This is a genomic window from Microbulbifer maximicatervae (SeqCode), from assembly GCF_052467305.1.
Genome location: NZ_CP174306.1, coordinates 4,401,831 through 4,427,995 on the forward strand (window position 1 = coordinate 4,401,831; position 26,165 = coordinate 4,427,995).

26 protein-coding genes are annotated in these 26,165 nt (G+C 48.8%); 16 read left to right on the forward strand and 10 right to left on the reverse strand.

What is annotated here, in order from left to right:
- The first annotated feature begins 191 nt into the window (after window positions 1–191).
- From rarD to ACJJI4_RS19170, 7 genes are all read left to right on the forward strand, one after another.
- The gene (gene rarD / locus ACJJI4_RS19140) at window positions 192–1,100 is read left to right on the forward strand and encodes an EamA family transporter RarD (RefSeq protein WP_444926157.1); all 909 of its coding nucleotides are present in this window, start codon (window positions 192–194) and stop codon (window positions 1,098–1,100) included.
- Between the two features lie 51 nt (window positions 1,101–1,151).
- Entirely contained in the window at window positions 1,152–2,228 is a 1,077-nt protein-coding gene (locus ACJJI4_RS19145) for a sensor histidine kinase (RefSeq protein ID WP_444926158.1), read from the forward strand.
- Window positions 2,225–3,007: a LytR/AlgR family response regulator transcription factor gene (locus ACJJI4_RS19150; protein WP_444926159.1), complete on the forward strand. Its 783-nt coding sequence runs from the start codon at window positions 2,225–2,227 to the stop codon at window positions 3,005–3,007. Before ACJJI4_RS19145 ends, ACJJI4_RS19150 begins: the two co-directional genes overlap by 4 nt.
- A 138-nt stretch (window positions 3,008–3,145) precedes the next feature.
- Window positions 3,146–3,595 carry a cupin domain-containing protein gene (locus tag ACJJI4_RS19155; protein WP_444926160.1) on the forward strand — a complete coding sequence of 150 codons (450 nt, stop codon included), beginning with the start codon at window positions 3,146–3,148 and terminating at the stop codon, window positions 3,593–3,595.
- Window positions 3,596–3,741: 146 nt separating this feature from the next.
- On the forward strand, window positions 3,742–4,914 hold the full coding sequence (locus ACJJI4_RS19160) for an MBL fold metallo-hydrolase (RefSeq protein WP_444926161.1): 1,173 nt from the start codon (window positions 3,742–3,744) through the stop codon (window positions 4,912–4,914).
- 440 nt (window positions 4,915–5,354) lie between these two features.
- A complete protein-coding gene (locus ACJJI4_RS19165) occupies window positions 5,355–6,086 on the forward strand; it encodes a DUF4386 domain-containing protein (RefSeq protein WP_444926162.1) in 732 nt (243 codons plus the stop codon).
- On the forward strand, window positions 6,083–6,523 hold the full coding sequence (locus ACJJI4_RS19170) for a DUF6326 family protein (protein ID WP_413663655.1): 441 nt from the start codon (window positions 6,083–6,085) through the stop codon (window positions 6,521–6,523). Before ACJJI4_RS19165 ends, ACJJI4_RS19170 begins: the two co-directional genes overlap by 4 nt.
- 202 nt (window positions 6,524–6,725) lie before the next feature.
- Here the strand turns inward: ACJJI4_RS19170 and ACJJI4_RS19175 are convergent, their stop codons facing one another.
- From ACJJI4_RS19175 to ACJJI4_RS19185, 3 genes are all read right to left on the reverse strand, one after another.
- On the reverse strand, window positions 6,726–7,709 hold the full coding sequence (locus ACJJI4_RS19175) for an alpha/beta hydrolase (RefSeq protein WP_413663656.1): 984 nt from the start codon (window positions 7,707–7,709) through the stop codon (window positions 6,726–6,728).
- 114 nt (window positions 7,710–7,823) lie between these two features.
- Complete coding sequence (gene fba / locus ACJJI4_RS19180; protein WP_282930878.1) at window positions 7,824–8,888, reverse strand: class II fructose-bisphosphate aldolase; 1,065 nt, start codon at window positions 8,886–8,888, stop codon at window positions 7,824–7,826.
- Between the two features lie 89 nt (window positions 8,889–8,977).
- On the reverse strand, window positions 8,978–10,141 hold the full coding sequence (locus ACJJI4_RS19185; RefSeq protein ID WP_444926163.1) for a phosphoglycerate kinase: 1,164 nt from the start codon (window positions 10,139–10,141) through the stop codon (window positions 8,978–8,980).
- A 589-nt stretch (window positions 10,142–10,730) separates the two neighbouring features.
- Here ACJJI4_RS19185 and ACJJI4_RS19190 point away from each other — a divergent pair.
- Both ACJJI4_RS19190 and ACJJI4_RS19195 read left to right on the forward strand, forming a co-directional pair.
- Complete coding sequence (locus ACJJI4_RS19190; RefSeq protein ID WP_413663658.1) at window positions 10,731–11,129, forward strand: globin; 399 nt, start codon at window positions 10,731–10,733, stop codon at window positions 11,127–11,129.
- A gap of 745 nt (window positions 11,130–11,874) precedes the next feature.
- Window positions 11,875–13,377 carry a S8 family serine peptidase gene (locus ACJJI4_RS19195; protein ID WP_444926164.1) on the forward strand — a complete coding sequence of 501 codons (1,503 nt, stop codon included), beginning with the start codon at window positions 11,875–11,877 and terminating at the stop codon, window positions 13,375–13,377.
- A gap of 127 nt (window positions 13,378–13,504) precedes the next feature.
- On the opposite strand, the gene ACJJI4_RS19200 is transcribed toward ACJJI4_RS19195, so the two are convergent.
- Window positions 13,505–14,488, reverse strand: a complete 984-nt coding sequence (locus tag ACJJI4_RS19200; RefSeq protein WP_444926165.1) for a LysR family transcriptional regulator — start codon at window positions 14,486–14,488, stop codon at window positions 13,505–13,507.
- A 171-nt stretch (window positions 14,489–14,659) separates the two neighbouring features.
- Between ACJJI4_RS19200 and ACJJI4_RS19205 the strand changes: the two genes are divergently transcribed.
- From ACJJI4_RS19205 to ACJJI4_RS19215, 3 genes are all read left to right on the forward strand, one after another.
- Window positions 14,660–14,953, forward strand: coding sequence for a putative quinol monooxygenase (locus ACJJI4_RS19205; protein ID WP_444926166.1), 294 nt, complete (start codon window positions 14,660–14,662; stop codon window positions 14,951–14,953).
- A gap of 317 nt (window positions 14,954–15,270) precedes the next feature.
- Complete coding sequence (locus ACJJI4_RS19210) at window positions 15,271–15,501, forward strand: DUF350 domain-containing protein (RefSeq protein WP_108734840.1); 231 nt, start codon at window positions 15,271–15,273, stop codon at window positions 15,499–15,501.
- Between the two features lie 4 nt (window positions 15,502–15,505).
- Window positions 15,506–16,342: a transglutaminase domain-containing protein gene (locus tag ACJJI4_RS19215; protein ID WP_444926167.1), complete on the forward strand. Its 837-nt coding sequence runs from the start codon at window positions 15,506–15,508 to the stop codon at window positions 16,340–16,342.
- A 51-nt stretch (window positions 16,343–16,393) separates the two neighbouring features.
- Here the strand turns inward: ACJJI4_RS19215 and ACJJI4_RS19220 are convergent, their stop codons facing one another.
- Window positions 16,394–18,787, reverse strand: coding sequence for a zinc-dependent metalloprotease (locus tag ACJJI4_RS19220; protein ID WP_444926168.1), 2,394 nt, complete (start codon window positions 18,785–18,787; stop codon window positions 16,394–16,396).
- 184 nt (window positions 18,788–18,971) lie between these two features.
- On the opposite strand from ACJJI4_RS19220, the gene ACJJI4_RS19225 reads away from it, so the two are divergent.
- Window positions 18,972–19,757, forward strand: a complete 786-nt coding sequence (locus ACJJI4_RS19225) for a DUF2884 family protein (RefSeq protein WP_413663664.1) — start codon at window positions 18,972–18,974, stop codon at window positions 19,755–19,757.
- Between the two features lie 70 nt (window positions 19,758–19,827).
- Here the strand turns inward: ACJJI4_RS19225 and ACJJI4_RS19230 are convergent, their stop codons facing one another.
- Together ACJJI4_RS19230 and ACJJI4_RS19235 are read right to left on the reverse strand one after the other, a co-directional pair.
- Entirely contained in the window at window positions 19,828–20,715 is an 888-nt protein-coding gene (locus ACJJI4_RS19230) for an alpha/beta fold hydrolase (RefSeq protein ID WP_444926169.1), read from the reverse strand.
- A 332-nt stretch (window positions 20,716–21,047) separates the two neighbouring features.
- A complete protein-coding gene (locus ACJJI4_RS19235; RefSeq protein ID WP_444926170.1) occupies window positions 21,048–22,436 on the reverse strand; it encodes a pyridoxal phosphate-dependent decarboxylase family protein in 1,389 nt (462 codons plus the stop codon).
- 258 nt (window positions 22,437–22,694) lie between these two features.
- Here ACJJI4_RS19235 and ACJJI4_RS19240 point away from each other — a divergent pair, with 258 nt between their 5' ends.
- On the forward strand, window positions 22,695–23,285 hold the full coding sequence (locus ACJJI4_RS19240; protein WP_444926171.1) for a DUF998 domain-containing protein: 591 nt from the start codon (window positions 22,695–22,697) through the stop codon (window positions 23,283–23,285).
- Between the two features lie 8 nt (window positions 23,286–23,293).
- Here ACJJI4_RS19240 and ACJJI4_RS19245 read toward each other — a convergent pair whose 3' ends face one another.
- On the reverse strand, window positions 23,294–23,986 hold the full coding sequence (locus ACJJI4_RS19245; RefSeq protein WP_444906972.1) for an ArsR/SmtB family transcription factor: 693 nt from the start codon (window positions 23,984–23,986) through the stop codon (window positions 23,294–23,296).
- Window positions 23,987–24,075: 89 nt separating this feature from the next.
- Between ACJJI4_RS19245 and ACJJI4_RS19250 the strand changes: the two genes are divergently transcribed.
- Together ACJJI4_RS19250 and ACJJI4_RS19255 are read left to right on the forward strand one after the other, a co-directional pair.
- Window positions 24,076–24,414 carry an NIPSNAP family protein gene (locus ACJJI4_RS19250; protein WP_444906971.1) on the forward strand — a complete coding sequence of 113 codons (339 nt, stop codon included), beginning with the start codon at window positions 24,076–24,078 and terminating at the stop codon, window positions 24,412–24,414.
- Entirely contained in the window at window positions 24,414–24,716 is a 303-nt protein-coding gene (locus ACJJI4_RS19255) for an antibiotic biosynthesis monooxygenase family protein (protein WP_444906970.1), read from the forward strand. Before ACJJI4_RS19250 ends, ACJJI4_RS19255 begins: the two co-directional genes overlap by 1 nt.
- Window positions 24,717–24,799: 83 nt before the next feature.
- Here the strand turns inward: ACJJI4_RS19255 and ACJJI4_RS19260 are convergent, their stop codons facing one another.
- Both ACJJI4_RS19260 and ACJJI4_RS19265 read right to left on the reverse strand, forming a co-directional pair.
- Window positions 24,800–26,011, reverse strand: a complete 1,212-nt coding sequence (locus ACJJI4_RS19260; protein WP_413663670.1) for a DUF3570 domain-containing protein — start codon at window positions 26,009–26,011, stop codon at window positions 24,800–24,802.
- Window positions 25,947–26,162, reverse strand: coding sequence for a DUF4266 domain-containing protein (locus tag ACJJI4_RS19265; RefSeq protein ID WP_413663671.1), 216 nt, complete (start codon window positions 26,160–26,162; stop codon window positions 25,947–25,949). Before ACJJI4_RS19265 ends, ACJJI4_RS19260 begins: the two co-directional genes overlap by 65 nt.
- Window positions 26,163–26,165: the final 3 nt, after the last annotated feature.

Here is a 26,165-nt window from a genome sequence, read left to right on the forward strand (position 1 = left end):
TCATTGGCGGGTACCCACAAATACCCGCCAATGACACGCCAATCGGAGCCTTCCACGCGGTAAAAAAGATTGATCCCCTCCGGCCACCGCTTCTACAATGGCCAAACCTATTCTTTTGCTTCAGGCCCAGGTGACCACATCCACGTGCTACCCCTGAATCAAAGCCAGAGTTATCCACAGCAGGTGCTCCCTTGCGTAGTAATGATTCCGCCTCAACCGGCCTTCTCGCCGGGATTTCCGCCTTCCTTATTTGGGGACTGGCGCCACTGTACTTCAACAAGTTGCAGGATATCCCTGCAGCGGAAATCCTTGCCCACCGCAGTATCTGGTCGCTGGTGCTCGCTATTGGTATTCTGCTGATTGTACGCAAAATGCCGGATTTTCTGGCAACCCTGCGCGATGGCAAGAAGATGCGTGTGCTGGCCCTGACCACGGTATTGATCGGCGGCAACTGGCTGGTGTTTATCTGGGCGATCAATAACGGCCATTTGCTCGAAGGCAGCCTGGGTTACTACATCAATCCACTGATCAATATTTTGCTGGGGGTCCTGTTCCTGGGTGAGAAATTGCGGCGACTGCAATGGATCGCTGTAGCGCTGGCCGCTACCGGCATTGCCTATGAGCTGTGGCAATTTGGTCGCATACCGATTATTGCCCTGTTTGTGGCCTGCTCCTTTGCGCTATATGGCTTGGCCCGCAAGCAAGCCCCTGTGGAAAGCCTTACCGGCCTCGCGGTGGAAACTCTATTTTTATTGCCAGTGGCCGTAATCTACCTGTTTTGGAGCAGCAGTCCCACCAGTAATTTGCTGAACAACAGCCTGGAACTAAACAGCCTGCTGCTCTTTGCGGGACCCATTACCCTGGTTCCCCTGCTGCTGTTTACAATCGCCGCGCGCAGGCTCAACTTATCCACATTGGGCTTCCTGCAATACATAGGCCCCACTCTGATGCTGGTAGTCGCCACCCAGGTATTGGGTGAATCTTTCAGCGAAGAAAAGCTCACCACCTTTATGTTTGTCTGGCTGGGGCTAGCGCTCTACTCTGTCGATGCACTGGCACAGCGTAGAAAGCTGCATCTACAAGGTAAAGCAGCGCTTTAACGGTAAAACCTGTGTAAGAATGGCCGCTGAAATTAACCGAAGGCGGCCATCATGAATTACTCGCCGACAGCCAACCCACCTCAAGTGCGACTGCTACCCAGCAGGCAGCGGTCGCTGACTGTTTTGCTCGCTACTCTGCTTTGGACCCTGCTACTCAGCTTCGGCTGGAAAGGTACTTATACAGAGCTCCTACTGCAAACCAGCACAGCTGCCATATCAGCACTGGTTACTTTTTGCCTGTTCGAGCAATGGCCGCGCAACTTGCCTCAACGATTACCCCGCTGGGTAATACAGGTGGTGGGTGTGGCAATCTCTATTCCACTGACATTACTAATCCTGTCTCCTGCCTTGACAGAACCGGGGGCACTTCCACTTTGGCAGGACCACAGCCGACACTGGAGTTTTCTCCTGATAGCGGTGACCGGCATGTTATTCGGGCCCTGGCTCGCTATGTCTGCGCTGTTGCGCCAGCGGGATATTGCTGTACGAGAGCAGGCGCAATTTTTTGAACGGCAGCGGGGTGCCCTGGAGCACCAGGCGCTCAATGCGCGGCTGCGTTTATTGCAATCCCAGGTGGCCCCACACTTCTTATTTAATACACTCGCCAATGTACAAGAGCTGGTAGAGTCTTCATCCCCTCAGGCACCCGCACTACTGAACAACCTGATTGCCTACCTGCGCGCCGCAGTACCGAAACTTGAGTCGGAGCAAAGTACCGTCGAGCAAGAGCTAACTCTGGTGCAGGCTTACCTGGGCCTGATGCAAATGCGTATGCCGGATCGCCTGGAATTTTCTATCAACGCTGGTGAGGAGGTGCGAAGTCAGTCTTGCCTGCCCATGTCTCTGATGTCACTGGTTGAAAATGCCGTCCGCCATGGCATAGACCCCAGTGAGGACGGGGGACGTATCGATATTGAAATAAAACTGGAAAGGGGCCTCTGTATTGCCACAGTCACCGATAGCGGTATCGGCATCCAGGACAATTCCAGCAGTCTCGGGACAGGGTTGGCAACTTTGAGAGAGCGGCTACAACTCACCTATGGCGATAGTGCAGGCTTGCGTTTGATCGGCCAACAGCCCACAGGTCTTTGTGCCGAATTGCTATTCCCCGCCGAGGAGCAAATATGAGTGCCACGCCCACCACCGCCCTAGTAGCTGACGATGAACCACTGCTGCGCCAGTCTTTGGTCCGCAAACTCAAAAGTGTTTGGCCGGAGCTGAAGGTTGTTGCGGAGGCCCGCAATGGTCGTGAAGCCGTAGAACTATTTGAAGAAAAGCAGCCCGATATCTGTTTTCTGGATATCCATATGCCGGGTAAGTCCGGTATTGAGGCAGCCCAGAGTATCGGGCGTCGGGCCCATTTAGTTTTCGTTACCGCATACGACAACTACGCCGTGGAAGCTTTTAGCCAGGGTGCACTGGACTACCTGGTAAAACCGGTAGAGATTGAGCGGCTCGCCGATACCGCCGAGCGGCTTAGGGAAAGGCTCAGCAGTTGCAAACCCGTCAATCATCAACAGGAGTTACTCGAGCAATTAGCGAGACAGCTTCAATCCAAAGGAGACAAACCATACCTGCGCTGGATTCGCGCTTCCATAGGCCAGCAATTGCGGATGATACCGGTAGAAGATGTGCACTATTTGCGTTCAGATGAGAAGTATACCCTGGTAGCCTGGAGCGAATCCGGCAACAACAATCTGGAGGCCTGTATTCGCACACCATTAAAGGATCTAACCCACCAACTTGACCCCGAACTCTTTGCCCAGGTTCATCGCTCTGTTGTCGTCAATTTAAAGGCCGTCCGCCACGTAATAAGGGACGGAGATACCGCTCAAATTACCTTGCTAAATAGGGAGGAAATACTCCCCGTAAGCCGGCGTTACTTGCATCTATTCCGCCAAATGTAATCAGTTTGTCAGTAGGGGGCATTTAAAAGCCAATTTTTTCTCCGATGTAGGCCCGTAGAGATTTTCCCGAATTTATTGGACAGCATTAATTCTTGAACGAGAATTACATAAATCTCCATAAGATTGCCGGAAAGTTCAATGAGCCGCCACCTCCTTTTCCTTGCCATTCTGACACTTGCATTTATCTCGGAAAATATATTTGGCCAGGACAAAACCAACGACGTAAAGTTTGAAACACTAGTTTCCTCTACAAAGGACTGGGAAGGACATTCCCTACCAAAAATGAAACCGGGGCAACCGGAATTAACGATTGTTAGCGTTACTATTCCGGTGGGCGAACAGATGCCCGTACACAAGCATCCAGTGCTAAATGGTGTCTATGTAGCAGAGGGTACTTTAACCATTGTACTCCCAGGACAAAACGAAACGCTTACTCTGGGGGCGGGTAAGGCATTTATCGAGGTTACCGACAAATGGCATTATGGGCGCAATGATGGTGATACTCCGGTGACTATTATTCTCTTTTACTCTGGCCTGGAAGGACAGCCAACCACCATCTATAAAAATCCTGATGACAAACTAAGTTAATAGCAGCCTAAATCCTGTTCCTTTACAAGGCCTGACTCCATGTTATCTACATACTTGACCAAAATTTTAATCATCTTTTTGTACGTTTAAAAATGTCTGCATATCCTTGGTATGTATTTTCCGCACCGACTGGAATCTATAAAACCATGCGACTGATCGTTGATATATTTGCCACTCTTGCCCTCGGGGTGTTTTTCGCGATTTCAAGCCTGGCCGAGCAGCCTGAATCTCTGAAGCGTTACCCACCTTATGTGGAAGATGATGGCAAAATGCACATCTACTTTTGTGGAACTGGCACGCCAGATCCGGCCTATCAATACTTGCGCCATCCCGCCTGCGTTGCTATTCGCAGCAGTGGGAAGCTATTCCTCGTCGATGCCGGCGAAGGAGCTACAGCAAGAATTGGCCAGCTCGGCCTTAATCTCGCCCAGCTGGACCCCATTTTTATTACCCACTGGCACTCGGATCACTTTGGTGGTTTGGCCATGGTGATCAACGAGTCCTGGTTTGTTGGTGCCGACTCCCCTATTAATGTCTACGGACCCTACGGCATCCATCGCATTTTGGATGGAATTAACAAGAGTTTTGGGCCGGACATCCTTTTTCGATCGGCAAATAGGCAGGGAATTCTCGATCCAGTCCTAGCGGTCGCCACTCCCCACCTAGTGAATATTGCCGGGGATCAAAGCGAGGTCGTACAAGATGTGTGGCACCACAGGGATACTTATGTCTCTGTGTTTGCCGTACATCACGAACCGGTTTTTCCCGCATTTGGTTACGAGATACGTTTTGGCCCCTGTAAAGTCATCATTACTGGTGATACCCATGTTTTCGATGCGCTAGAGCCAATTGAACGGGATGCCGATCTACTGATTTCTGAGGCTCTCAGCTATGCCCAATACATCAGCAAGCTGAAGCAAACCGGGGATAACCGTCGCGCTCGTTTGCGATATGAGAAGGCAAATCAAATTATCCACTACCATTCCAATACTCTGGACATTGCCAAGATGGCAACCAAAGCGGGAGTAAAATCGGTTGCCTTAACACACCTAATACCACCCCCCGTTACTGAAGCTGACAAGATCGGCTTTATTAAGGGAATGCGTAAATTCTATTCGGGCCCAATTCGGGTAATGGATGACCTGGATGAAATTGTGCTATCGGACAATGGACAGGGTACCTGTAAGGTTGAATACCCTACTAACAAAGTTCCCACAAGTGCAAAACAGACTTCGGAGAAAAGTGATAAACCCCGCAAGAAGCCAGCCTCCACACCGAGTCCCTCCGAATCCAAGAAAGCCAGTCAACAACCCGATTAACAGCAGGCTAAACAGTGTGAGCCGCATACGGTTGGCGACTCACAAAGCTTCTGGATGGCCATACCATCCCAAATCACTTATCTCACTATTCCGCACTTCAAACCACGCTTTCCGCAGCCTATGCCTAGCTGGGTAGCGCACAACTCAATATTCCAATAGGTTTCTTTGCATACAGTGACTCTAAAGAGACCACCATGGCGTCAATAGCTAGTACCCCACACCCAATAGTCTCAGTACCGTTAGCGATACAGAATCTTTACCTCTATTCACAACGGAACAACACCATAATTACGTCTTTGGTGACCATATTCTTCTTATGAAATTCCAGCTGATTACCGTGGTTGGAAGTTCACCGTAGCACCCTTTATATAGCTACAGCGACTAGGACCTAACCAACTTTTGGCTCTCTATCTATCAATTTGATTTTACAAGGCTATAAAATGACTCAAAAAGAATATGCCAGACTTTCTGGGCTTATTTATTTACTTGTTATATTGCTGGGAATATTTTCTTTAGTATACGTGCCTTCTCAAATTCCCACAGCGTGGGAAAATGCATCTTTAACAGCGCAAAATATCCTGGAATATGAATTTCTATATAGAATAGGAATTTTAGGCGGGATACTTCTCTACATACTGTTTTCAATACTGCCACTAGCTTTATATCGCACATTTGAATCTGTAAATAGAGAATGTGCGTTGTTAATGGTTATTTTTGTCCTCACCAGTATACCATTTACTCTACTCAATATAGTTAACAAAGTTGATGCTCTCAAACTTCTCAGCGGAGCAGAATACCTCCTAACTTTTGAGAAAGAACAAATTTATACCCAGGTATTATTGTTATTAAAATCGTACAGCAACGGAATCCAAATAATCCATGTTCTCTGGGGATTATGGTTACTTCCTTTCGGATACCTGGTCTACAAATCAAACTTACTACCAAAAATACTGGGCATACTGTTAATGGCAGGATGCCTTAGCTATTTAGTAAGGTTCTGCGCAAATTTACTTTTCCCTGAATATCAAATCCCCGATTTGATTAGAGTACCCGCCTCTCTAGGGGAGATCGGAACCTGTCTATGGTTACTAATTATGGGCATTAGAACTCCACCAACTATTACCGATTCAAATCAAAAGTTATCTACCAGTAAGATCGAGGGAATGTCATGAACGATAAAGACAACTTAAAGAGCACATCGACCAAGCTCACTGACAGTCATATAGATGTTAAGATTAAAATAGCCGGGCTATGGGCTTCAGTAGTACTACTTTACATCTATGGGGATTTCTTTGGGCTATTTAGGACAGGAAAAATAGATAGAATAATTGAGGGGTTCGGGCCATTTGGAGCGGTCACACAAGAGTCACTACTTACTGTATCAATCATTGTGTCACTCCCCTGCATTATGGTTGCCCTTACTTTATTACTTAAACCATCTATCTCTCGCTGGATAAATATTATTACATCCTCAGCTTTCATTATTTTCTTATTTGTAACATTTTTAATGTCCACCTGGTATTTCTACTTCTATCTGGGATTTATCGAGATTATTCTCAAATTAGCTATTATTTGGCTGGCTTGGCGCTGGCCTCATGAGGAGTATTAATAGAGTTTTTGACCAAAGGAGAAGGAAAGAACATATTGTACTTGGGCACCGCCGCATAAGGCATGGATGGCGTCTTCGACCTTATCGGGGAAATTTACAGAGCGTTCATTTCTTCTAACTAAGTAGATTCGCTAAGGCTTTCCGAGTGAAAAGTGCAGGTCAAAACTCTGCGAGTTGAGCGATACAAGTTATCGCTCACAGCCTATTTGGTTAACCACTCATCCATCGCCGCTAATATTTGATGGCGATAAGGTTGGGTTTCGTTAATCATCTGGTGCCGGGCACCGCGTATCAATACCCGGTGGCAATTGGGAAAACGATTCCGAACAGCATGAAGACCATAACGCCAATCAACGGTTTTATCATCCGTTCCCTGAACCAAAAGGATCGGGCGCGGGTTGCGTGCCGTGCGGGGAAATGTCTGCAACCAATCCACCATCGCCCTGAGCCAGCTCATAGAGATTGATTGAGATTGAAGGGGGTCCCTGAGTGCCTGACGTCGAGAAAACTCCACATCGTGGGTATTAATCGTAAAGGCCCGGCCGGGTTCGCGGATAAACAGGCGGCCCACATAATATTTCCAGCGATTTAGCCAGGCCCAGTTTGACGGCCTTACCAAGGGAGCCAACAAAAAGACCTTATCCAGAGGCTGCCAGCGGCTGTATTGCAGATGGGCCAGTAGTGCAGCGCCACCGGTGCTCTGGCCCATTGCATGCCAGGGCCCGGGCAACTTATTTCGCGCAATTTCCAACAGTCCATCAAACGCCTGGCGGTATTGCAGGAAAGTATGGATAGCAACACGCTCACCACTGGATAAACCATGTCCGGGGAAATCAAAAATCACTACATTGAGGTCCCGCTCCAAGCCAAAGCGGATTGCCGGGCCATAAATACCCGTATGATCAAAATAGCCGTGGCAAATAAACAAGGTGCCCTTGGGTTTCTCGACCATCCAATACTGTGAAACCAGTTCAAATCCGGCAACTTTAAAAGTGCCTACCCCGGTCTTATGGGCTCGGGGAAAATGCAAATCGTAAAAATTACGATAATCCCGCAGCTCTTTGCACAGAGGGGTTTCGTCAGCGCCGAAATCCAGTTCAGGCAACTTCTGACGCAATGCCGAGTAGTCCGGGCGCTTTATTACCGGACTATTATCGTAGGTGCTGAGGTCTTGCAAAGTATCCATTAGTGCAATGGTACTGCATTTTGGCGGTAGGGGTAGTGATATCGTAGCGGGAAAGACAACCTGAAAAGAAAAAGGTGGGCATAGAGCCCACCTCTTCGCAACAGTGGAAGACTGTTACTTGATTTGCGGCTCCAGCTCACCGGCAGCGTAGCGTTCGCTCATAACATCGAGGCTAACAGGGCGAATCTTGCTGGCATTACCAGCAGTGCCAAACGCCTCATAACGAGCGATACAGATTTCCTTCATCGCCTGCATAGCGGCTTTGTAGAACTTACGCGGGTCAAACTCAGATGGGTTCTGAGCCAGGAAGCGACGTGTGGCACCAGTCGAGGCCAAGCGCAGGTCGGTATCGATATTGACCTTGCGCACACCGTACTTGATACCTTCACAGATCTGCTCAACAGGAACGCCGTAGGTTTCCGGGATCTCACCACCAAACTCATTGATTACAGCCAGCCACTCCTGGGGTACAGAAGAGGAACCGTGCATTACCAGGTGGGTGCCAGGAATACGAGCGTGAATCTCTTTGATACGGTCGATGGCCAGGATGTCCCCGGTGGGCGGACGAGTAAACTTGTAAGCACCGTGGCTGGTACCACAGGCAATTGCCAGGGCATCCACCTTGGTTTTCTGTACGAAGTCAGCGGCCTCTTCCGGATCGGTCAGCAGCTGGTCGTGGGACAGCTTGCCCTCAGCGCCAACACCATCTTCCTCTCCCGCCATACCAGTTTCCAGGGAACCCAGGCAGCCCAGCTCACCTTCAACAGAAACACCACAGGCGTGGGCCATATCCACCGCGCGCTTGGTGACATCTACGTTGTATTCGTAAGAAGCCGGGGTCTTGCCGTCTTCCTCAAGGGAGCCGTCCATCATCACTGAGCTAAAGCCCAGTTGGATAGAGCGCTGGCAAACGGCGGGGCTGGTGCCGTGATCCTGGTGCATAACTACCGGGATCTCAGGGAACTCCTCAATAGCCGCAAGAATAAGGTGGCGCAGGAAGGGAGCACCGGCGTACTTGCGGGCGCCCGCAGAGGCTTGAACGATTACTGGAGAATCGGTCTCTTTGGCCGCTTCCATAATCGCACGCATCTGCTCTAGATTGTTTACATTAAATGCAGGTACACCGTAGCCATGCTCTGCGGCATGGTCCAACATTTGGCGCAGGCTGATAAGAGCCATAATTAATTCCTTTCTCGTCTACTCGTAGTATTTGTATTTTTGCTTTTATGACCTGCCTGAAAATTGCGACAGGCCTTATTTTTCGTTATTTAGTCTTGTGCGCGGCTTTCCAGTATAGCGACCGCTGGAAGCTTCTTACCTTCAACATATTCAAGGAAGGCACCGCCACCCGTGGAGATATAGGAAACCTTGTCGGCAATGCCATACTTATCCACAGCTGCCAGAGTGTCGCCGCCACCAGCTATAGAAAACGCTGCGCTCTCGGCAATGGCTTTAGAGAGGTGCTCGGTACCGTTGCCAAACTGGTCAAATTCAAACACACCTACAGGACCATTCCAGATAATGGTTTTCGCACTGCTGAGAATATCTTCCAGTTGCTCGGAGGATTTCGGACCGATATCAAAAATCATATCGTCTTCAACCACAGCATCGGCACTTTTGGTTTCTGCTGCAGCGGATTCACTGAATTCTTTACCTGTGACTACATCAGTTGGCACAGGGATATCACACTTCTGCATCAGGGCCTTGGCGGTATCTACCAGATCGTGCTCACAAAGGGACTTGCCCACTGGCTTGCCGCTGGCTGCCAGGAAGGTATTGGCAATACCACCACCAACAATCAGCTGATCGACTTTGTCAGCCAGGCTTTCGAGTACCGTCAATTTTGTAGAAACTTTGGAACCACCAACAATAGCAACCAGCGGGCGCGCCGGTTCAGCCAGGGCTTTCTCCAATGCGTCCAGCTCAGCAGCCAACAGAGGGCCGGCGCAAGCAACCGGTGCAAATTTAGCCACACCATGGGTGGAAGCCTGGGCCCGGTGGGCAGTACCAAAGGCATCCATCACGAAGATGTCGCACAATTGCGCATAGGCCTTTGCTAGAGACTCATCGTCCTTTTTTTCACCGCTGTTGAAACGTACATTTTCCAGCAGGGCAACTTCCCCATCGGCCAGTTCAACGCCATCGCGCCATTCTTTGACCAGCGCCACATCACGGCCCAACAGCTCACCCAGGTGTGCAGCAACAGGGGCCAGGGAGAATTCTTCCGCGTATTCCCCCTCTGTGGGGCGCCCCAGATGGGACATCAACAACACTTTAGCCCCGGCTTCGATGGCGGCTTTTATCGTCGGTAGTGCCGCGCGAATACGTACATCGGAAGTTACACGACCGTCCTTAACCGGTACATTCAGGTCCTCACGGATAAGTAAGCGCTTACCAGCGAGATCGAGATCTGCCATCAGTTTGACCGCCATTAGCCAATCCTCTTCTACTTCGATTAACTGAAAAATGTGGGCGGCGATTATATCAACTGGAACCTATCGATGCCGATATTAAAAACAGGGGAATACGTTGTTATAACAGCCAATCTACGCATTATTAGCGCAGTTGTTACTGTCTTCTGGGTCATATAATCAGTTGTAGTCGATGCTTATCGCCCTTGACTTGCGCTATAAGCGAGCAATCACTCCCATTTAAGATGACACCTGGAGCCAATTTTCAAACAGCTTTATCGCAACGTTAGATTTCCTCACGAGCCTGCCGCAATCGCTCCGCTATTTAAGTAGCTATAAGGGTCCATACATATGCTCTGGGGCTCACGATCGGCATCTAGCGATAAGGAGAAAGCTGATTGGAACCCAAAGTGACAATGGCGATTTAGTAATTCGCCGGTTGAGAACTACTTTTTAATTACGCCAGATAACACGCATTTACAGTCAAATTACTCTTCCCGCACCCAAGTTCGATCGATAGAATCGCCGCCCCCCTTCCAAATGCATATTAGTCACAGAGGCCACTTAAAAGTAAAACTGAGAGTGGCCAACATAAGAGGTAACCAAAACGATGCAACCAACGGACAGTGATATCGTTTTTCAAAGCTATGGGCGCTGTTGCAATAAAGAACAGTTTTTTGTGGATTTTTATGATCGCTTTATGGGAAGTTCTACAGACATCCGCCAGCTCTTTGCCAATACAGATATGAAGGCCCAGCGCCATCTTTTGCGTAACGGCATTATGCAGCTGGTGCTTTATTCACGCGGCATGCCAGACACCAAACTGCGCGCTCTGGGTAAAAGCCACGATCGCAATGGCTATAATATCCGCCCAGAATGGTATCGTCTCTGGCTCGACGCCCTGCTCGCTACGATTAGGCAGCACGACGAAGAATACTCGCCAGAAGTTGACGCTGCTTGGAATCGAGCAATCCTTCCGGGTATTGAAATCATACGTCAAGCTTATTGATTTCCACGCTTCTAGGAAAAAGACAACTTAACTCCTCCAGGCCCCAAGCTAACTCTTTGTAGCGGCAAAATTCGGCTAACCTCGCAGCTGAAGCCAATACAGAACTTCCTGTTTCGGCATGGGGCTCAAAGCCTAGCTTTATCGAAGCATATACATTCCTATGTCCTTGTATTTCACTGCCCACTCTCATTGAAATGCTAAAGTAAGAAAAAGCATAAACCCAAAAAATTCTATTTTTCGAAATCTTAAGGACGAGTTAACAGTAGACTGTAAGAAATTAATTCACCCAAATGAAATTTATATGGTCATCTACAAACAAACCGATCCCTCTATTATTCGAGCGAGGCATTTTAACTATGCCTATTATGGAAAATAACGTATAGAAACCACGCCTGCTAAATACTGGCCAGCATCCCGTACCGGAAGATGCACCTAAATTCAACTACACAATCTCACACAATGCGCACAAAGAAATAAACAAACTAAAAATTTAATAATTCAAATAAAACACCCTCAAAAATCAGCAACCCAACATAGAAATATACTTCAAACAAGCCAAGTAAAACAAAAACAAAATTCAACCAAACACATAAATAAAAATGCAAATAAAAGAATTATTCATACGACACAAAAATCCTGCTAAATTCCGCCAGTCGACCTTGAAACAACAGTTAATAATAAAAAAATTTTAGATTAAATTGTCGACAAAAATAAAAATAAACTTAGCAACCTTCAGGAGCATCCAATGAATAAATCCTTGTCTGTATTTGCAGCCAGCATTTTAGCGCTCGCCGTAACCGGCAACGCCACTGCTGAGGACAAGCGTTATATCGTGACTTTCAAGCAGGGAAAAGGCGAATCCGTTAAGTCTTTTATGAAGAAGAGAGGCGGAAGACAGGCTCTTGAAATACGCCGCCAGAATGCGATGGCAGCACATATGTCTGCAACAACCCTAAAAGAAATGCGCTCGAACCCGGATGTTGCTTTTATTGAAGAAGACGTTAAGCGGTATCCGATGTCCCAGGAAACCCCCTACGGGATTACCATGGTGCAGGCAGATCAACTAGGTGATACTCAGGCCGGCAACCGCACAGTCTGTATTATTGATTCCGGCTACGACCTGGTTCACGAAGATTTGTCCGGAAACGCCGTCACTGGTACCAGTGACCCAAGCGGCGCAGGTAACTGGTATGAAGATCAAAGCGGTCACGGTACCCATGTGGCCGGCACTATCGCTGCGATGAATAATGGTACCGGTGTCGTTGGCGTGATGCCCAGCAGTAATATTAACCTGCATATTGTAAAAGTGTTTGATGGCGACGGCTGGGCCTACTCCTCCTCTCTGATGGCAGCTGCAGAGGTTTGTGCCGACAATGGTGCCAACGTCATCAATATGAGTCTGGGCGGTGAAAGTGCCAACTTCCTAGAAAGACGAACTTTTAACAACCTAAATCGCCAGGGAATCCTGTCCATCGCGGCAGCCGGAAACGACGGCAACACCGCGCACTCCTATCCAGCCTCATACTCTTCCGTTGTATCCGTCGGTGCTATCGATAGCGATAAAGCTATCTGGTCCTCCTCTCAGCAGACTGACCAGGTAGAACTTTCCGCCCCCGGAGTACAGGTTCTATCTTCTGTTCCCACTGATACTGGCAGAATCTCTAGCTTAACCGTCGGCAGTGTTGACATCGAATCAGCCCCAATATCAGGCACCCCAGCTGGTGCAATCACCGGTTCAATGGAAGACTGTGGTACGGCTGAATCCGCTTGCACCAGTGCAGCGGGTAAGATTTGCCTAATTGCGAGAGGCAATATCAGCTTTGCGGAGAAAGTTTTAAATTGTGAGTCCGGTGGTGGTATCGGAGCGATTATTTACAACAATGAAGAGGGATTACTCTCCAGCGCAACCCTGAGCGATACTGTAACCACTATTCCCTCGGTTGGTATTTCTGACACTGACGGTGCAACTCTGCTCACGCAGCTGAGTGCCAGCGTAGATTTGGAAAATGAGGCTACAAGCTACGAATATTTCAATGGCACTTCCATGGCTACCCCACACGTTGCCGGTGTTGCCGCATTGGTATGGAGCCACTTCCCCAACTGTAGCAATACAGAGATCCGCAACGCCCTTACGGCCACAGCGGAAGATCTCGGTGATGCGGGAAGAGATAATGCTTACGGCTACGGCCTCGTCCAGGCAAAAGCAGCCTATGACTACCTGGATACCTACGGCTGCTCCGGCTCCTGATCCCATTCGGATTAACTAGGGCTTAAATAAGAAAGGGGAGCAAAGCTCCCCTTTCCTTTGCCAGAACCGAGAAAAACCTGTTGAGAGTTTTTATAGATAGCCACAGGGTTAAGAAACTATTTGGGACTCAAGATATATCCACCCCCGTACTGAAATCGCTCTCAGAGAGTAATCCCTCAGCGAGCAGCTGCTTTAAAACCCCCGAACACCGTTCTCTCAAAGTGTCGCGCACTAATCGTACCGTCGGTGTTATTGACTGCCTCCCCGGAGATACCAACCATAGCTCCGTTGCCTTGGGTTTATAGTCTCGCATAGTGGCCACTACCTGACCGGAAAGTAAATCCGCAGACATATCCAGACATGACTTAATGGCAAGTCCATAGCCAGAGGTACACCAACGTCGCACCAGGTCACCGTCATTTGACGACCTGTTCCCAGACATACGTATCTTGTATATCTCTTCGCCCCGAAAAAATTCCCAATTATTGTGCACAATCTCGTGAAGCTGATAAAAAAGGCCATTATGTGCGGAGAGATCCTCCGGTGTTTTCGGGGAACCCTTTTCCTGTAAGTAGGCCGGGGTTGCACACAATAAACGGGGCACGTCACAAATCTTAAAACCATACAGGTTGGCATCCGCTGGGGGGCCGTAGCGCAACGCGATATCCACAGGATCCCGGTAAAAGTCCACTTGGCTATCACTGATATTCACTCTTAGACTCAGCCCCGGGTGTTCCTGCAACAATTGATCTAACCAAGGAGTTACGAGGTTCCTTCCCAGGTCCGAGGATGCACCTATGCGAAGCTCGCCATCTATCTGACCGCTGTCTTCCTTGAGATTTTGCCGGGCGAGGTCCAAAGTCAGGAGGGCCTCCTCACATTTGGGAATAAACCTTTCCCCAGCACTGGATAGCCGCAATTGCCGCGTAGTGCGAATAAACAAGTCCGCTCCCAGCGCGCTCTCCACACGCTTGATCGCTGCGCTGGCAGTTGCAGTGCGTAAGTCGAGACTGGCGGCGGCCGCAGTGATACTGCGAAACTCGGCCACTTTAAGAATGACCCTCAAGTCTTCAAGCTGCATATTTTCAATATATTTTTGATAAAGATTCAAAGATTATAGTGTTTCTAGCAATGCAATCTAGATCTAGAATGACTTCATCAGCTCGACATCCCAGTCCTTACCCAGGAGGCAGCTAAGCTGTTCACTAGGTCTCCTCTGAAAGGATCAAGGAAAAGAGTACAAACCTTAATCCAACACATATTGAAACAAAGAGGCGTTCACATGAGCAGGCTCACTATCGTTGCCAACATTAAAGCCAAGGCCGACAAAATTGACCTGGTGAAATCTGAATTGTTAAAACTCATTAATACAACACGAGCAGAAGCTGGTTGCATTAATTACAACCTTCATCAAGACAATGACAATCCTGCACACTTCCTGTTTTATGAAAATTGGGAAACTCGCGATCTGTGGCAAACTCACATGAACAATAAGCACCTGGAAGACTATATGAAGGCAACCGAGGGTGCCGTTGAAGAGTTTGTATTGAATGAAATGAACGAGATTGATAACTAATCAAACTCGGTGTGTTATCCAGGTTCCCGCCTGGATAACACCGAGCTAATAAATACACTTCTTCAAAAGGCTTTCCCGGTAAATTAAGCGTAAAAGCCCTTCGACGGAGCAACTCTTCGTCTAGAGCTATTCCCCAGTAGCAACCCAGCCAAATGAAATACTAATCAACAAGTTCGGATTGCCAATTAAGGTTGATAATCACCTGTAAATTAAGCTGTCGGTTTATCTGGGTCGGTCATCCTTTGCACTCAATCAGGCCCTATGCTTAAATTATTCCATTAACAGTCACTAATAAACATAATTAGCCTGAAGGATTTATGGAACTGGAATTTTTAACGGCAACCCTGTTTAACCTGGGCATTAACCTGATTTATACGCTGCTAGCGTTATTTATTGGTATCACCGCACTGATTACCATTGATAAGAAACTGCTTCGCTCTGTAGATATCGAAGGCGAGCTAAAAAATGGCAATATCGCCGTATCTATATTTGCATCAACCATATTGATATTTGTTGCCATCATTATTTCGTTTGGCCTCAAGGGATAGCACTATGCGCAAGTGGCTGGCTATCACACTGATACTTTCCCTCGCACTGATCACCCCTGAACTTGTACGGCGAGCTAATACACAGGAGCCGCCAACTAAAAGCACACCGGAAATCCCCCTTTCCGATAATTTACGGAGCTTTGGTAGCAGCGGCAGTCAATTAGCCAGTATTGTGGACTCACAACAAGGAGTAGTGCGAGTGGTGGGTACCCGCTATCCTCTGGAAGAAAAAACCATCCAGAAAGTAGTCGACAAACGCTCACTGGAAGAGAGCGCTCATGTCTCAGTGTGGAACTGGCAGGGAATTGAGGCGGCGACAGCTTCCGCCCGGGGACTGGACCAGCAACACCACTTTGCCAACAGCTACCTGGTGGGGTTCAAGCCCTTTAAGACTCAACAGCTTTGGGTGCCTCTTTATACACTGGCTATGAATAAAGAGTACCAATACGATCACCTGCAATACGCCGGTTTGTCAGACATTTGGCAAACATCCCGGCAGGCCTATTACCAAAAGCGTGGTGACTGTGAAGACCACGCTATTTTACTGGCAGATTGGCTGATCGAATTGGGAGTTGATGCGCGGGTGGCACTCGGAACCCATAAAGGTCAGGGTCACGCCTGGGTAGTGGCCATCTTGAACGATCAAGAGTACCTGCTGGAGGCAACCAGCAAACGCCGCCAGACCAGCTGGCAAGCCATGCCCCTGGCAGCGCTGGCGGAGGGTTACGATGCGGAATTTCAGTTTAACCGCCACTTTTTCTGGGCGAAGAAAAACCCAATCCCCACTCGACAATACCGAGGAAATCACTGGGTAAAGAAGTCCCAGTTTATTCGCGGTTAATGCCCAAAGGGGGTGAGCGTTTACAGCCCACCCCCTTTTATCCGTTTCAGATCAAATCGGAGATCCTGGCGGCAACGCTTTAACCGCACCAGGTTTTACTTCCAGCTTGCTCTGCTTAAAGGCATCGATGCGCTGTGCCTCATAGTAATAGTGCGCACTATAGCCCTCAGGATCATCGCCAAACAGCCGCATAGAACCAATTTCCTGAAGAAGTTTTGCCAACTCCAAATGCGCTTTGGCCCGCACTGATTCGTCTGCCTTTGCATTACTGGCCAGTAACATCAACTGCTCGATATAGGCGTGATTAACCCGCTGGTGCACACTCGCCTGCAGACCGGTATAACCCTCACCCTGCAGAGCCAGTGCGCTCAAGCGCTGCAATAGGCTAGCAAACCCCGGTACCTCACTGCTGCGGGCACTCTGTTGATTCATTCGCGCCGCGCGCTGCGGGTCCATCAGGATTGATAGCGTATGCCCAGCAGCCGCTTCCGCCAGAGCCACCCCATCAAAAGCTACCCCCGTATATGAGGGGAAGCTCTCGATAGTACGTTCGTAGCCATAGGACTTGGGCGGAATCAGCTGCAAGACCTGCTCCGGCAAGGTGAGAAACTGCGGCGAAAGTGTATCCAGCAGTGCATCAATTGCCCGCTGTTGTCGCTCTGCGGGCACCAGGGTATAGCTATTTTGATCGGTACCGTTGTAGACATAGTCATAGTCCAAGCCACCAATCAATTTGCCCACAGCCTCCGCCTGGTAGCGATGACCGTAGTACACAGGCACCAGGGTCTCTTCCAGGTCAGAGCGGGGCGCGGATAACGGCGCTGCCGCCGCAGAGAAGTTATCCAGGGCATGACGCCTCAAATCGACCATCCGCTGGAATTCCGTCAATGGGTCGGTGCCGTTGTCCCAAAGGTGTGAGACTGCGTGAGCATTATTGATGGTGCGGGAGTCCGGGTCTGAAATAAAGCGCAGCTCTTGTTCCCCGGCCTCAGCGATAACACTGTCGAGATAACTTTTTTCATCATCGCTCTCGCCATAGCCATAGCGAACCGCCAACTTATCCCAACTGCCGATGCCAGTGGCGTAAGCATCTGTCAGGTCCAACTTACCTCCCAGCAGAGAGACCAGCGGAGCCGGGTAATCCATTACTGAAGCGCGCTCTTCGCTACTGGCAGCAAAGTTGTGCGCCAGCCCCAGGGTGTGGCCTACTTCGTGAGCGGATAGCTGACGGATACGGGCCAGGGCCATATTCTTTAGCTGCTCAGTACTGACGGTGTCGCCGCGGTAGGGCTGTACAAGCCCTTGAGCAATCAGAAAGTCCTGGCGAACACGCAGGGACCCCAAGGTAACATTGCCTTTTAGAATTTCGCCGGTGCGGGGATCGTAAACCGAATAACCGTAGGACCAACCGCGAGTGGAGCGGTGTACCCAATTAATCACGTTATAGCGAACATCCAAAGGATCGACGCCCTCCGGCAGAATCTCTACGCGAAACGCATTTTTAAATCCTGCTGCAGCGAATGCCTGGTCCCACCAGCTCGCCCCTTCGATCAGGGCGCTGCGCACCGGCTCAGGAACTCCGGAATCTACGTAGTAAACAATCGGCTCCACAACCTCATCGCTACCCGACTTCTTCTCCAGTCGATGACGGTAGATATAACGCTGGTCCAGAGGCTCTTCAATCGCCGTAGCGTAATCTCGATAAGCGAACGGGAAGTAGCCACTGCGGCTGTGAAAACGGCGGGGCTCATAGTCGTTATCTGGCAATTCAATCAGGGAGATATGCTGGCGCAGGGACACCAATGTAGGGGTCGGAACCACTTCGCGCAGATAGTTTCCCGGAGCTGATCCAGCAAAAGTTAGCTGGGCCTCAAACTCACTATTCTTGGGAAAGTTTTTTGTGCGGGGCAGATAAACTGCCGACTTGCTCTTATCCACACTGTAACTGCCCTGCTCTGCGCCCTTGAGACGTGTAGCAATGCGGTGCTGATCGCTCAACAGGAAGGGCGTAAAGTCCACCAGTACCGCCTTATCGCTCTGGGCAAGCACCTTGAAGCCCCAGAGTACGGACGAAGCGAAAGCTTCCTCAACCGCGCGGCGCTCAGCCGCATTTGCTGATTGGGCACGGTATTTCAGGTTCACCTGATGCAGTAATACCTTGTTACCCGACTGCTGGAACTTCACCAAGCGGCTCTCACCCACCTGGTTGCGATCCAGGCCCACCGGGTTTGAACCCAGTCCCTGGGCCAGCCCGGTGAGCAAGAGCAGCTCGCGCTCAAACTCATCGATCTCCAGCAACACCCGGCCGTTAGCCTCGTCCCAGTAAAAGTCGTGGAAGCCGCTGTGCCTATGCATGCCTGCGGTGTACTCCGCGATGCTCCCGGCCTGTGCCATTGTGCTGACTATCAAGAAGCACAGTGCGGCAATGTGCCTGCTTATGAACATTGAATACCCTCAATTTATTAAGTGTTATGGGCTAAAAATACAGAATACCCGCTGGAACATCCACGCCTGGCCATCACTCCCCGGGCCTGCGTCAGGAAAAAATGAAAAATATTTCTAGCTGCCTGCATCTGTTCGGCGACTCAGGCGCGTCACATTGAAAAGACACACTATAGGAAACCGGCATATGTGGAAGCCAATCGCACTTTCAACCTTGATAGGCCTCGGTATCAGTACCCAGGCAATGGCCCACGATTCTTTTCATGTCGATACCAGCACCTGCACAGTGTCTACGAATTACGCTATTGAAGTAGGCCCGGACTTCTTTACCGTCGATGGGGAAGACGGAAAACTGGTGACATTTCAGCTGCCCAACCAGCTATCAGTGGATGGTGAGTTGCTGTCCCTCAATTCTCAGCAGGAGCAACTGCTTCAGGAATACCGCCAACAGCTACACATCGCCGGTCGCGACACACTGGTACTCACCCTTGAGGCGGTCGATATTGCAATGGATGGCCTATCCATTGCCATCAGCACCCTCGCCGGGCCGGACCACCCGGATATCCTCGAACTCCAACAGTTTTCCGCCGACCTGATCCAGCGCACTGAGGACCGCCTCAATCGAGAGGGCGAAATCTACCAGCTGGGAAACGAGGAAATGGGTAACTATATAGAGAAAACCATCTCTGAAGAGTTTGAACCCCGTATCGAACGCCTCGCTATGGAGTCCGCGGGGACTATTGCCTGGCATGCCTTCAAAGCTGCCTTTACCGGCGGGGAAAGCATTGAAGAACAGGCCACTGAAGAGGCGGAGCGCTTACTGGAACAGCGCGGTAAAAGTATTGAGCAGTCTGCAAACCGCTTGTGTACACAATTGGAATCCATCGATCGACTGGAAAGCGACCTACACCAGCAGGTACCAGAACTCAGTCACTACGACATAGTGAAAGCCGGCCTGGTTGTCATCAATTAGGCGCTCTTGATTTTCATCCCCCCAAACTCGGCCGCACTGCGGCCTCTTTTTTAAATTTTTCACAGTATTGTCACAGCCCCTGACGCTGCAAAAACTCCATTGCGTCGGTGACACTTTGTTCAGCATTTTCGACATGGGACATATGCCCCATCTTCTGATACACGATTAACTCTCCATTAGGCAACTTGTCAGAGAAATACTTTCCTACGGACAAGGGAATAATTTGATCTTCTGCCCCCCAGATAAATAAAACTGGAATTTTAATAGTCTCCAAGTCCGGCAACGGCTGGAAATTGATTGTGGCATTAGCAACCAAATTGATCGCTGTACCGCGGTTCTTCTCATAGCGGGAAAGCAAATAGATTCGTTCCAACATTTCCCCCGGCAGAGCCTGCGGATTGTAGAAAAATTTGGAAGCCAGCATTTTTCTCAATAATCCACGACTACCAATGTGCGCAACCATTTTTCGCCCCCAATGGCTGGTGGCAAATCGAGCAATACCAGCAGGCATTTCCAGTCCCTTGCCACATTTATAACCACCGGGAGAGACAAGAATAGCGGCCTTGGGTATATTCGGATGTCCTGTTAAATAGCGTAAAACCCCATTTCCACCAAATGAATGGCCAGCGATCACATAGTCCCTAAGTTTCAGGGTTGCGACAAATTCTGCAATAAAATCGGCAAAATGCTTAGGTGTATAAGTGCCTCCTGGTAACGGGTCGGTCAATCCATGCCCAGGTAAGTCCACCAAAATAACATGATATTTTTCTACCAATTTTGTCGCCCAGGCATTCCAGGCGCTCAGTGAATCACCACCACCGTGAAGGCAAAGTATATTAACGCCATCAATTGGCCCCATCTCGCGATAATTAACGGATAAACCACCGGCTAGCGTAAGTTGATTAAAAGAGAATTTCAGTAGCTCATTGCGACTTAAACTGGGACTACAAAACGCCATCCACAGAAGCCAGAGTAGAATTAGAAAAAGAATTAAAACCAGCCAAAAAGTCATCGTTCTACCCGAGCCCCTCACCTTTATGCGCTGAAAAAGTGGCTGAGTTGGCGGAAATAGTAATACCGCAAGCAAAAGCTTGAAAATAATGGCCCAGATCCGCGCCCATTCAACAAGGATAGACGGCTCTCGTAACTGAAACTGGCTGCTACCGCCAAAGGTGGAAACAAGAGGGCCTCCAAATAATTCACCAACTACCCCAGCCTGACCTAAAAGACGTAAACATTAAGTGCTATTTACTTGAGAAGGCCCCCTAGTACTTCAAGTCACACAAAGGGTTATCTGGACATCTGAGCCTCCGTCGCCCGGCAAATAGCATCCAGGGTAAGGGCAATATCATTATCGGTAGTCGCCCAGGAACAGACGCTAATACGCAGGGCCGCTTTTCCTCTCCAGGTAGTCGTTCCAAACCAGCAAACGCCCTCCTCCTGTATGGTCCTGACTATCTCTTGAATGTCTTCCGCAGTGCCAATAGTTGCCACCACCTGGTTTAACACTACATCGTTAAGGATCTCATAGCCCATTTCTGCCAAGCCTTCGCACAGATGCTGGGCATGGATACAGCAGCGATCAATCATCGCCGCTACTCCCTTCGGGCCCATCTCCTGAATCGCCGCCCACACTTCCACCCCTCTGGCCCGACGTGAGAATTCTGGCACCATATCCTTGGGGGGCACCAGCGATCCCACTTGCAAGTATGGCGCCTGGGTTGTCATCACATTGTGTACAGCCCCCGGCTTTCGACAAATTGCCAAACCGCAGTCATAAGGCGTATTTAGCCATTTATGAGCATCTACAGCCCAGGAATCTGCTTGTTCTACTCCAGTAGTCAACACTGATTTCACTGGAGATGCCGCTGCCCACAAACCAAAGGCACCGTCGACATGTACCCAGGCACCTTTGGATTTAGCTTCGAGAATTATGTCTGCAAACGGATCAAAACTGCCGGAGTTTACGTTGCCCGCCTGAAGGCAAATAATGGTGGTTTCATCAACCTCGGGAAAAGTATCTGCTCGCACCCTCCCCTGTTCATCACAGAGCGCTTTAATCACCTGATCCATACCAAATCCAAGAATAGAGAGCGCCTTGTGAACTGTGACATGGGACTGTTCAGAAACAACAATACGCAGTGGCGGCGCACCGGCTAGCCCGCTTTTTGCCAGGTCGATATTTAATTTTTGATAAAGCGTATTTCGCGCAGCAGCCAAGCACACCATATTGGCCATAGATGACCCTGTGGTGAAACCCACACTACTTTCCATCGGCAAGGTTAACAATTCCAATATCCAGTTTGCCGCAATACGCTCCAGATAAATTGCAGAAGGCGCCGACGCCTCCAGAACCGCCACTTGGTCCCAAACGGCGTTCATTACCGCCGCGCCCATAGAAGCTGGCGTAGCCCCACCTACCACCAATCCGAAAAATCGCCCACCGGTACTGGCAACTGTTGCCGGAGAACCATAACGATGCAGGCTCTCGACAACAGCCTCTGCCGGTTCCCCAGCCCGGGCCAAGTCGCTGTTAAAAAATTGCATTTGATCAATATCAAAGGCGGACGGACTTACGCGGCGATCGCGAATATCGGAAACATACTCCTCAGCGTACCGCGCTGCCAGGGATAGTACTTCTATGGCATTAGAAAAATTTTTGCTGTCATTATTATCCATCTTCGCCCCCTCAACTCCTTTTCCAGTACCTGATCTAGTATAAAAAATTAATTACTCTATTAGACTTAAACTAATAAAAAATTAATTAAAACGATACGAACAATAAGGACAAAAACACCTATCTTTATGGCAAGAATCGCTTTTAGATAAAGTTGAAATAACAATAAACCTGGCACGTTTGAAGACAAGGATTAACTTGAAAGGACTTTTTATCTAGTGCTATCTTCTGCCCCAACATAACCAGTCGGGGCTCATACAGTGTTTGCTTACTTGGGGTTTATCTCGCTGGTATGGATGGTTGTAGGTGTTACATTGGCAGGAGCAAAATACTCTGGCTATAGCCATTCAAGACAATTCTGTAGCGAACTAGGAGCCGTTGGAAGCCCAACCCAGAAGCTCTCCCCCCTCATTAACAACTACCCACTTGGCATATTATTCTTCTTATTTGGCCTGCATATAATTCAAATTGAACAGGCCCCAGTTGTACTTACCATCATTGGAGTTTTAATTATCATCCACGGTATTGGAACCTGGGTTGCGGGTTATTTTCCTATGGATGCAGATCCCTATACAAAAACCCCTAGTCTTGAATGCCAGATACACTCCTGGGCGGGGATGCTTATGTTGTTGTCTTTACTCATTGCGCCATTGCTAAGTACTTTCAGTAGTTACTTCTCAATAGAATTCAGGCTATTTAGTACAGCCTGCTTGCTCGCTTCTATCTATTTTACTGTTACCTTAAAAAAAGCCTACGAAGAAAAAACCAACCCCGGTCTGCACCAACGTCTCAGCTATGGAGCACAGTTGATATGGTTAACGGGGCTTTCCTTTAATCTGATAACGAGCTGACAAATAATTTATAGCAACTTGGAGTGATCAATCTGATAACGCTTCGAGAACAGTAAAAGCCCCTTCTGGGAGAAAGTAATCGCCCTGGAGTCCGCTCTTCTTACCGCCCACTGCTTTGCCAAGGCATCTTCGAGTATCCATTGACCCAAGCTGCCTGCAAGGTGGCTTTTTCGTTCGCTCCAGTCTAAGCATGACTTGCAAACAGGGCGCTTACGCTGCTTAAAACTAGCTACGGCTGCCCCTCGCTCCTGAAAAAATATTTCACCCTCTCTAGTCAAGGAAACTTGCTGTGATTGCTCGGAGAGCAACTCACTAGCCAAGAGGGCCTCGTACAATAGTACACCAGCCATTCCTGCTAAATGGTCATAGCAGATGCGGGACTTCCTTAAATCTGGATCTGCGGGTCCAGTGGTAACTTTTTGAGGTACCAGGGTGCTACTCAGATTGAGCAGTGCCTCTAGCGCTTCGGCAACTTGATGACTCGCCAGCTGAAAGTACTTGTGCCTACCCTGCTTGCGAACTATCAGCAGCTTGCTATCTACCAGCTTGAAAAGATGGTTACTTGCAGTCTGTGCAGTCACATCAGCCTCACAGGCTAACTCTGTTGCTGTCAGTGCTTTTCCACTCATAAGCGCCATCAATATTTTTGAGCGCGCCCGATCCCCAATCAAACTGGATATTACCGAAATGTCAGGTTCCATGGTTATCCTCGCAACAGTTCGCTGAACACCGAAGTATAGAAAATTAAACCATCTAGAATGCCAGCAAATTATGAATAGAGGCAACTTAGATGACTGTTACCTGTTTTATTGAATACAAGATCGATCCGTTTAAGCTTGATGCTTTCCGGCAGTATGCTGAGAACTGGGGCAAGATCATTCCCAATTGTGGCGGACGACTATTAGGATATTTTCTACCTTCTGAGGGCACCAACTTTCAGGCCTTTGGTATTATTAATTTCGATAGCTTGGCTCATTATGAACAATATCGAAAACTGCTTAAGCAGTCTCCTCAGGGCAGTGAAAATTTTCAGTTTGCGACGAGAGAGAAGTTTATTCTTGAAGAGAAGCGAAGCTTTTTAAATGCTGTGCCAGAAACCTACCTGAAGTTCCCACAGGAAAATCACTGATGATCGCCGTCATATTTGAAGTTACACCAAAGCCTTCAGGAAAAGACAAATATCTGGCCGTTGCAGCCGACCTAAAAGAACACCTAACCAGCTTCGATGGATTTATCTCTGTCGAGAGATTTCAAAGCCTCAATCAGCCAGAAAAAATTTTGTCACTCTCTATTTGGCGGGATGAAGAATCTGTAGTGAGCTGGAAAAATCACAAGGCTCACTGTGATGCACAACACCTAGGAAAAAAACAACTATTTGACACCTATCGTATAAGGATTGGAAAAATTCTTCGGGATTACTCTATGCAATAAATCAACAGTCAAATTTGACTCAAACTATAAAGCCTCTGCATCTTGTTCTTTTACTGAAAAACAGAACGCAGAGGCCCCCATTCCTAAAAACGTACCGACCAAAATAATCGAATTACATTGGCAGAGAAACTATAAGCGGGTTCGTCACCGGGACTGATAGATGTAGCTGAACCGTGTACTGTGACATCGAGAAAGTCATCGTAGTCAAATAGAATATGATCCCAGTAAAGATTAATTGTATTCCTGCGATTTAATAGAGACCAGCGCCGTGGCAACTCATAGGACACTCCCAGGCCAAGGGCCAAGGTTGTGAAATTGCTCAACTCCTTATCACGAGCACGAAAGTTGGTAGCGTTGAGATAGGGAAAAAGGTCGCTGTAAAAATCTGCACTACTCTGCTGATAGTAACGGATCTTTCCTTCAAAAACCCACTCGTCTTGTTCTTTCCAAGGATGGGTATAGCGAAACTCTACATTGTCTGCAACGATTCCCCAACTATCCGCATAGTGTCGATACTCCCCTTTAATCGCTGCGCGATAGGGCAATCTATATTTGGCCCTTAGGGCAACCGCATCACTGTTTCGAGTTCTGGGGTAAACCTCGGCCTGATAGCTAAATCCTGTTCCAGATGCTTCATCGAGATACCTAACACTGCGATAAGGGTTGTTGAGATACCCTTCATCCGATACAGTTTCGACACTCACCTCTGCAATCAGCTTTTGCGTGAGAATCTGATTCCAACTAAATGCGTAGCGACGGTGTTGCGCTTCCTCGGCAAAATTATCGTCGCCATTGCGGAACACATCATCACTTCCGTAACTAACCCGCAGGTCGATAGTACTTAAATCGCCAAAGAAACCCTGACTGATGCCGAAAGCAACGGTTTGTGCCTCGTAGTCATTCTCAGAACTGTTGGTGTACCCCACGCTGATCGTAGTTTTATCCACCAGGTAGTCAGCGCCCAAAGAGTACTCATCCCGTTGCTCCGAATACTCACTGGCCGTGGCCTCCACATCAATAGAGGCCCCGGAAATCATGTCCACATAGTAATTGGCAGACAGGGAAACATTATTGCCAACATTCTGGCGAATCAATACTGAAGGCCCATCAATGGTCACTCCACCACCGCTATAGGCGTGATACATATTGTCTGCCCGCTCTTCGGGAAGCACTGCGGCCACGGCAGCGAGCGGTGCCAAAAATGCCAACCCGCCCCAGCGAGATAGAAGCTTAGTTACAACCACATCCACCTCCACTGCCTCCTTCAGCTCCACGCGCAGCTTCGCGAGCTTCATACACGTGATTCATATAGCGAGCAGCTACCGGATCCTGCTCAAAGCCCATAATAGGATCCGCAAGAAATTGCCGTTCGTAGGGTGCAATCCACGGGTTAACAGTGCAACCTGTACTCATCAAGAAAGTGCAAACTAGCAATAGTGCACGCATGAC